The 8,494-nt window shown below is 55.3% G+C and carries 9 protein-coding genes; 7 read left to right on the forward strand and 2 right to left on the reverse strand.

Going from position 1 to position 8,494, the window contains the following annotated elements:
• A partial coding sequence (locus tag H536_RS0121800) for a transposase (RefSeq protein ID WP_024352441.1) occupies positions 1 to 186 on the reverse strand: 186 nt, incomplete at its 3' end.
• A gap of 238 nt (positions 187 to 424) precedes the next feature.
• Here H536_RS0121800 and H536_RS0121805 point away from each other — a divergent pair.
• Genes H536_RS0121805 through H536_RS23505 form a run of 7 tightly spaced genes read left to right on the forward strand, consistent with a single transcriptional unit; the run spans position 425 to position 8,050 of the window.
• Positions 425 to 1,429, forward strand: a complete 1,005-nt coding sequence (locus H536_RS0121805) for a GDP-mannose 4,6-dehydratase (RefSeq protein WP_024352433.1) — start codon at positions 425 to 427, stop codon at positions 1,427 to 1,429.
• Complete coding sequence (locus H536_RS0121810) at positions 1,426 to 2,388, forward strand: GDP-mannose 4,6-dehydratase (RefSeq protein WP_024352434.1); 963 nt, start codon at positions 1,426 to 1,428, stop codon at positions 2,386 to 2,388. Before H536_RS0121805 ends, H536_RS0121810 begins: the two co-directional genes overlap by 4 nt.
• 18 nt (positions 2,389 to 2,406) lie before the next feature.
• Positions 2,407 to 3,192, forward strand: coding sequence for an ABC transporter permease (locus H536_RS0121815; RefSeq protein ID WP_024352435.1), 786 nt, complete (start codon positions 2,407 to 2,409; stop codon positions 3,190 to 3,192).
• Positions 3,192 to 4,433 (forward strand): ABC transporter ATP-binding protein, encoded by a 1,242-nt coding sequence (locus H536_RS0121820; RefSeq protein WP_024352436.1) that lies wholly within the window; start codon positions 3,192 to 3,194, stop codon positions 4,431 to 4,433. Before H536_RS0121815 ends, H536_RS0121820 begins: the two co-directional genes overlap by 1 nt.
• A 2-nt stretch (positions 4,434 to 4,435) precedes the next feature.
• Positions 4,436 to 5,353, forward strand: a complete 918-nt coding sequence (locus H536_RS0121825; RefSeq protein ID WP_024352437.1) for an FkbM family methyltransferase — start codon at positions 4,436 to 4,438, stop codon at positions 5,351 to 5,353.
• Positions 5,354 to 5,396: 43 nt separating this feature from the next.
• Positions 5,397 to 6,635 carry a glycosyltransferase family protein gene (locus tag H536_RS0121830; protein WP_155898602.1) on the forward strand — a complete coding sequence of 413 codons (1,239 nt, stop codon included), beginning with the start codon at positions 5,397 to 5,399 and terminating at the stop codon, positions 6,633 to 6,635.
• Positions 6,632 to 8,050, forward strand: coding sequence for a glycosyltransferase family 4 protein (locus H536_RS23505; protein ID WP_024352439.1), 1,419 nt, complete (start codon positions 6,632 to 6,634; stop codon positions 8,048 to 8,050). The genes H536_RS0121830 and H536_RS23505 overlap by 4 nt, the downstream gene beginning before the upstream one ends.
• An 84-nt stretch (positions 8,051 to 8,134) precedes the next feature.
• Here H536_RS23505 and H536_RS0121840 read toward each other — a convergent pair.
• A partial coding sequence (locus H536_RS0121840; RefSeq protein ID WP_024352440.1) for an IS66 family transposase occupies positions 8,135 to 8,494 on the reverse strand: 360 nt, incomplete at its 5' end.

Below are 8,494 nucleotides of genomic sequence, written 5' to 3' on the forward strand. Positions count from 1 at the left end.
GTTGTAGAGCGTGGTCCGAGGACCGTAACGCTCCGGGACGTCGCGCCAGGATGAGCCGGTGCGGAACCGCCAGAGGATGCCGTTGATCACCCGCCGGTCGTCGACCCGGGCGACGCCGCGGCTGTTTTGAGGCAGCAGCGGCTCGATGACAGCCCATTCCTGATCCGACAGTTCATGGCGACGCATGGCAATCTCCCTTCCAGGAGATTGAATCAGATTACGCCACCTCGCTGAACCCGTTTATGGGGACGCTCTCTAAGGCCGATGCGAACTTCTACGACGCCCTCGACCTCGCGTCGATCGCAGGGTAGAACTCGCGCCAAACGGACTCGGAGAAAGTCGGTGCCGTTTAGCAAACTGATGGCCGCCCATTTTGGGACGCTATTCTCATGAATTGTCGAGTGGTTGATTTACGGAGAAACGTGTGAAAAAGACAGCGCTGGTTACCGGCATTACCGGCCAAGATGGCGCCTATCTTGCGGCCCTTTTGTTGGAAAAGGGGTACGAAGTTCATGGGCTTGCGCGCCGCTCGAGCACCTCCGACGTCAACCTCAGCCGCCTCGATTGGCTCGGCATCACCCGCGATGTGAGGATCGTCGACGGAGACCTACTCGATCTTTCCGGCATGATTCGCACGATACGCGATGTCAAACCGGACGAGGTCTACAATCTAGGCGCACAGTCCTTCGTCAAATCTTCGTGGCAACAACCGATCCTCACCGGTCATGTGACTGGACTAGGCGTTGCCAATATCCTTGAAGGTGTTCGCTTGGAACGCCCGGACGCTCGCTTCTATCAGGCGTCGTCCTCCGAGATGTTCGGCCTTATCCAGGAAGAGATGCAATCTGAAAGCACGCCCTTCTACCCGCGGTCGCCCTATGCCGTCGCAAAGCTCTACGGCCATTGGCTGACCGTGAATTATCGCGAGAGTTTTGGCCTGCACGCTTCGAGCGGGATTTTGTTCAATCATGAGTCGCCGTTGCGCGGGATAGAGTTTGTCACCCGCAAGGTCACCGATGGTGTTGCCCGTATCAAGCTCGGCTTAGCGAACGAGTTGCGCCTCGGCAATATTGACGCCAAGCGCGACTGGGGACATTCCAAGGATTATGTCCGCGCCATGTGGATGATGCTGCAACAGGATGTTGCTGACGACTACGTTATCGCAACTGGTCGCACCACAACCGTCCGCAGCATGTGCAAAATCGCTTTCGAACATGCCGGCCTCGACATGGATAAGTATCTGGTCATCGACCCGATCCTCTTCCGTCCAGCCGAAGTCGACATTCTACTCGGTAATCCTCAGAAGGCCAATGAGGTGTTTGGGTGGGAGGCGACGATCACGCTCGAAGAAATGATCGTTGAGATGGTTGACGCTGATCTGAAACGATTGACCCGTTCGCAGTCGGTTTCATCGGGGGGGGCTGGATGACAGCTAAGCATAGGATCCTTGTAACCGGAGCATTTGGATTTGTCGGTAGTTGGCTGATGAGGATACTCCGCGAATTTCCCCTCGACACCGATCTGGAGCTGATATCGGCGGGGCGCGACCCACGCTGCGACGTGGCTCTCGACGTCGTGGACAAAGCGTCGGTGACTGCAGCGGTCCGTGAGGTTGGGCCGACCGCGGTCGCGCATCTGGCCGCGATTGCCGCTCCACAGGAAGCTAGCAAGGATCCGGCACAGGCGTGGGACATCAATTTTCAAGGTACGGTCAATCTCGCTTCGGCCGTTCTCAGCCAAGTACCAGCTTGCCGTTTCGTATTTGCCGGGAGTTCGGAGTGCTACGGGCAATCTTTTGCGGACGCCGACGGCGTCCCTTTAAGCGAAGACAGGCCGCTAAAGCCGATGAATGTTTATGGCGCGACAAAAGCGGCGGCTGACATCGCGATCGGTCAGATGTTTTTTGACGGGTTACGTTCCATCCGCTTTCGCCCTTTCAACCACACCGGTCCGGGCCAGACGGAGGCATATGTCCTTCCGGCCTTAGCCAGCCAGATCGCCAGAATCGAAGCGGGTCTCGCATCGCCGGTAATCGAAGTCGGCAATCTAAGTGCGCGACGGGATTTTCTCGACGTTCGAGACGTCGCGCGCGCCTATGCGTTAGCGGCCCTTGGCCAAGGCCGAGATGCGGATGGGAAAGTTTTCAATCTCGCTTCCGGGAAAGCCGCCGAAATCCGCGCGGTTCTCGAGGTCCTTCTGCGCATGTCAAGCCACGAGATTGAGGTCGCCGTTGCCTCGGACCGGCTTCGCCCGGTTGACATTCCTGTCGCCCGTGGCAACGCGAGCGCCGTTCGTCGTAGCCTCAACTGGGCACCTCAATTCCGACTGGAAGATACTATAGCCGCAGTGCTTTCCGACTGGAGAGATCGCATCAATGCTACCAATTGAGATATATAGGATCTCAACGTGCTAAGAAGCCTTTGGGACTATCGCTACTTCATCCTGTCATCGATCCGCGGCGAACTGAAAGGGCGTTTCGCTCGTTCCTACTTGGGCGGCTTCTGGTTCATCCTGCACCCCTTGGCGCAGTCCCTGATCTTCTCGATCGTGCTGGCCGAGGTGATGCGCGCACGCATGGCCAACATAGACAGTCCTGCCGCCTATCCGATATATCTTCTTTCGGGGATGGCAGCCTGGGGTCTTTTCGCGGAGATTCTTAACCGCAGTATGACTATATTCATAGAGCAGGCTTCCGCTATGAAGAAGATCGCCTTTCCGCGCCTGTGCCTACCAGTGATCGTCTGGGGCAGCGCGATCATCAATCACCTACTGCTCCTTCTGGCAATTGCCGTTATTTTCGTGTTTTTCGGACATTATCCCGGAATCGCGTGGATCTACCTGCCCATTGGCATAGTTCTCATTTCGGCACTCGCTTTTGGGCTTGGCGTTCTTTTGGGAGTGCTCAACGTCTTTGCGCGAGACGTCGGGCAGGTCATGGTCGTACTGACACAGCTATGGTTTTGGCTTACCCCGATTATCTATGTAAAAAATGCGGTGCCAGACAGGATTCACGCTTATATCGACCTCAATCCGATGACGGGTCTGGTCGCTATATATCAAGACGCACTGCTGCTTAACCAAGCACCCACTCTCGGCAGCCTCATTCCCTCGGCTGTCGTCGGCGCCATTGCAGTCGTCGCATCTTTCGTCATTTTTCGTCGCGCAAGCCCCGAACTAGTAGATGCCCTTTGATGTCCACGATCATGACCGTCTCCGGCGTTGGCAAGCGTTATGCGACCTATAGCAGCAACCTGCAACGTTTCGCCAACTGGTTCGGGGCCAATATCCCACCCATATCGGAATATTGGGCCAATCGCGACATCTCTTTTGACATCACGCAGGGTGAAGCCTTGGCGCTTATCGGTCAGAATGGCGCAGGCAAGAGCACCCTGCTAAAAATGATCACCGGCACAATCCGTCCAACTGAGGGGCAGGTCAGAGTGACGGGCCGCATCAGCGCAATTCTCGAACTAGGGCTTGGCTTCAACGCGGAATTCACCGGTCGCCAGAACGTCTACCATGCGGGTGGCCTGATGGGGTTTTCCCAGGAGGAACTGGGTGCGATGATGCCGGCGATTGAGAGTTTTGCGGAAATTGGCGAGTTCTTCGACCAGCCAATCCGCGTCTATTCGAGCGGTATGCAAGCCCGCCTCGCCTTTGCATTGGCGACGGCCCGGCGACCCGACGTCCTGATCGTCGACGAGGTCTTGTCAGTGGGCGACAGCTATTTCCAGCACAAAAGCTTCGATCGCATCCGCCAGTTCAAAAGCGAGGGAACATCTATAATCCTTGTTACCCATAGCCTCACCGATGTGCGGGCCCTGTGTGACCGCGTGATTCTTCTCGATGGAGGCCGTGTCCTGAGAGACGGACTGCCAGACGAGGTGGTAGACTATTACAACGCCGTAATAGCCGAGCGAGAGGATGCCAAAGCGGCCGAAGGGGTAAACCAAACCAGGGGAGAGCATGGTTGGCTTGAAACGCGATCGGGAACACACGAGGCGACGATCCAAAGCTTGAAACTCGAAGACGCAAAGACTGGCGGCGCAGTTGCGACCGCTTTGGTCGGCCAGAAACTCAAACTGCGTTTGGTTGCGTCAGTGAACCAGCATATCCCGACCTTGGTTCTTGGCTATATGCTACGTGACCGTACAGGTCATATCATTTGGGGATCCAATACCTGGTACACCAAGCAAGCGGTCAAGGATATCCCCGCCGACAGCCGCGTTCGGTTTGATTATGAGTTTACGTGTACACTTGGGCCGGGGTCTTATTCGATTTCCCCGGCCTTAGTCGCTTCAGATAACCATCTTGACAAGAATTACGAGTGGGTAGACAACGCATTGGTCTTCGATGTCGTCAACACCGACAAGCCTATTTTCATCGGAAACTGCTGGCTGGACGGCCACTTCGAAATTGAGAATGTTTTATAATAATGTTCATTTCATATGCGCAGAACTTCGAAGATGTCATCCTGTGGCGCGCTCTTAAAGATATTCCGAACGGATTTTATATTGATGTGGGGGCGCAAGATCCGTTTGTTGACTCAGTCAGCAAGGGGTTTTTCGACCATGGTTGGCGCGGGATGCATGCCGAAGCGTCAGCATATTACGTCGGCAAGCTTCGGGCGGCTAGGCCCGGCGAGCACGTGGAACACGCAGCCATCGGCACGTCCAGCAAAGCTATCGATTTCTTCGAAATAGGTGACACCGGGCTGAGCACCGGCGATCCTGACGTAATGGAAAAGCATCGCCTTGACGGCCGGCAAATCGAAAGAGTGCAGGTGAGATCCGCGCCTTTGAGCTATCTCTTCGATCAAGCAGGCAACCGGGACATCCACTGGCTGAAGATAGACGTTGAGGGAATGGAGAAATCTGTAATCGATAGCTGGGGGCCCTCGCTCGCCCGGCCGTGGATCGTCGTCGTTGAAAGCACTTTGCCCAATACCCAGACACCCTCCTACGAGGAATGGGAGCCAGTTCTCCTGTCACTGGGCTACAGTTTCGCCTATTTCGACGGCATCAACCGGTTTTACGTGAGCGGCGAACACCCGGAGCTTGGCCGCCATTTCGGAGCAGGCCCCAATCTCTTTGATCATTTCAAATTGGCCGACAGTTCGATATTCAACCTGAACAAAAACGATCATATCCTGAACGTTGCCGGCGATCTGAGCACCGTCAACGAGCGGGTTATGCGACTCGAGGCGATTAACGAAGAACTCCGTTCCGGGCAGACCGAAATCATGTCTGCACTTCGCGATAGTATTTTTCATCTGAACGAAAAAATTGACGGAATTCGTAACGATAACACAAGCTATCTTCTGAAGATTGCTCGCTACGTTCGCGGTCGGTGAAATATAAGTTTTCTGCGCGAAATGCAAGGAAGTGAGATCATAGATGACCTCGGAATCGCCTCAAATTTCGGTTTTGGTGCTGAGCACATTTCCTTTTGCAAGAGCGCGTCATGGTGGACAGGTTCGGCTGAAGAACCTCTGCTCATCATACGCAGAAGCCGGATGTATGGTCGTCGCGTCGGCCATATATACGGAAGAATCCTACTCGTCTGCAGATTACACGGCTATGGATATCCCGTTTCCGGCGAAGAGCATTTATCGCAAGTTTGCAGGGAAGGACATTCCGTTCGTGGCGGATTTCATGTCCGGTGTCTTCGCTGTGGCGCAGGACGGCGGCTGGCCCGCAATCAAGAGAAAACTCGGCCGGAAGTTCGACGTCATCCACTTAGAGCAGCCGTGGCTTTGGGACTTGGGCAAAAGGCTGAATCACGAGTTCTGCGATAATAAAGCCGTGTTAGTATACGGCTCCGAAAACATCGAGGCACCTCTCAAAGCATCGATCTTCAAGGACTACGGCCTCGAATTCCCGGAAGTCATACAGGCTATCGAATCGCTCGAGCGAAGAGCCTCTTGCGAGGCTGATGTTGTTGTGGCGATAACCGACGAGGAACTGGCCGTGTTGCGGCAGTGGGGAGCTAAACTCGCGCTGATGGCAGGAAACGGGATCGAAAGTGCCGAAGTGGACCCGAAAGTCGCCGATAAGTGGCGGCGGAAACTGCCTGAAGCTCCTTGGCTCCTCTATGTCGCCAGCGCTCACCCACCCAATTTCACGGCTCTGAACCGCATATTTGGGGGCTCTCTCGGATGTTTCCCACCAGATAGCCGCTTCGTTATCGCCGGCAGTGTCAGTGAGCATGTATACAGAGTTTTCTCTGAGGGCCGCTGGGCGGCTTTGAACCACTCTCGTCTGCATCTGTTGTATCAGCTTGAAGACGAGGACTTGGCGGCGGTTAGGCAATTGGCTCATGGTTTCGTCCTGCCTATCGGCTCCGGAGGTGGCTCTAATCTCAAAACAGCTGAAGCATTGTTTTCGGGCTCGTACGTGGTGGGAACTCCGACTTCGTTTCGAGGTTTCGAACGCTTCCGAGACGCAGCCAAAGTTTTGATCGCCGACAATCCTTATGCGTTCCACGACAGCATCCGAGATGTCCTCCAGCGTCCTCGCTTCGACGCGCTGGCCGATCTTGATGAACCGAACATGCGCAGTGAGCTGCTTTGGTCGAGCAGGCTGAAGCATATGGTGGAGACCGTCATACATACCGCAAAAGTCGAACGATCATGAGCAGTATATGGTTCGATATAACCTCGACGTATGCCTGGAACAGGCCGGCTGTTGGGGTCATCCGCGTGGAAACGGAATGCGTTAAATACGCCTTGACAGTCTCTGACGCGAAGGTTCGGTTTTGCCGCTTCATTGCCGGGCAAGGATATGTCGAGATTTCGCGAGCCGACGTTGTGGAAATGCTAAGCAATTTGAGTGGGAGCACCTACGTCGCGGCCGCCACGCGGGTCTCTGGCATGCCGGCTAATGTTCGGACGGGCGGGGCGACTAGGATAGCCGCCCGGCTGAGAAAAGCGACCGGCCTGCTTCCCAGATCGATAGGGGATCGGCTGTTTTTGTATGCTGCGCGCCGCAAGCCCTCCGTTTTGACCTTGGTGGAATCGGGTAGACAGTTACGGCAAGCAGTCGGCCTTTGGTTTCGGCCAACAAAACTTGCTACGGCACCGAACATTCGGGATGCGCCTGCGGTCCTAGGGAACGTTCCCTTCGAGGCGGACGATGTTTACGTGACCCTCGGGCTTGACTGGGATCAGAAAGACCTGCCCTTCATCGCCCGAGCCAAGCGCGCCATAGGCTTCAAAACGGTCTTTTGTTGTTACGACCTGATTCCGGTGAAGTACCCTCACTTATGCGTCGGGGATGTCGCATCGAAGTTCGCCCGCTATTTTTGTGACCTTGCTTGGTGCTCCGACGAAATTGTGAGCATTTCGGAATGCAGCAAGCACGATCTCAGCAATCTCCTGAAGAGTTTGGGAGCGCCGGTTCCGCCCAACACGGTGATAACTTTGGGCTCCGATCTTAAGCGTGTATCGAATGATAAGTTATCAAAGGCGGTTCAGACTCTGGCGTCCGAACGATATATTCTTTACGTATCGACGATCGAACGCAGAAAAAATCATGAGGTCCTGTACAGGGCGTACATACGGCTCGTAGAACAGGGTATCGAAAACCTTCCAAAACTGATTTTCGTGGGCATGCAAGGATGGGGCGTGAGCGACTTTCTAGCAGACCTTTCTCTAGATCCTCGCATCCGAAACCGAGTTGTCCTTCTTTCGAATATCTCGGATAACGATCTCGCCTCACTGTATCAGAATGCCCTGTTCACGGTCTTTCCCTCATTCTACGAGGGGTGGGGGCTTGGGGTCGCGGAAAGTCTTGCGAACGGCAAGATGTGCCTGGCGTCAGATGCCGGCTCTCTGCCCGAAGTGGGAGGGGATCTGGTGGAATACATAGATCCATTCGACACTCTGAAATGGACCGAAAAACTCCTCTGGTATAGCGAAAATCGTTATGCATTGGCTGAGGCGGAAAAGAAAATAGCTTCGAATTATGAAGCGCCGATTTGGACGAATACTGGCCGGCAGGTTTTTGAAATAGCACGCGCGCTGCTGCCCACCCACACACGGAATTCCTGACAGTTCCCAGAAACGGGATGCTGTCTCCCGTCGATTTGAACGGCAGAAAAAATCTAACCCGAGGGCGTCCAATAAGCGTCGTCGTCAGGCCACGGCGGCGAGCCTTTCGGACGGCTTGAACTGCCACGGCATCAGTTCATCGGTTGCACTGTTGAGAGGTCCCTGGATAATCAACGTGATGACGGCGGCCATGTAGGCTTGGGGATCGACGCCGATGAGCTTGCAGGTCTCGACCAGCGAGGCGATGACGGCCCAGTGGCCGGCGCCGCCGTCCGAGCCGGCGAACAGGGCATTCTTTCTCGTGAGAGCGAGCGGGCGGATGGACCGTTCGACGGTGTTGTTGTCGATCTCGATGCGGCCGTCGCCGGCGAAGCGGCAAAGGCCCTCCCAGCGTGAGAGCGCGTAGCGGATCGCCTCGGCGAGCTTGGTCTTCTGGCTGATGAG

Origin of the sequence: Aurantimonas coralicida DSM 14790 (assembly GCF_000421645.1) — a bacterium.
Classification (GTDB): Bacteria; Pseudomonadota; Alphaproteobacteria; order Rhizobiales; family Rhizobiaceae; genus Aurantimonas; species Aurantimonas coralicida.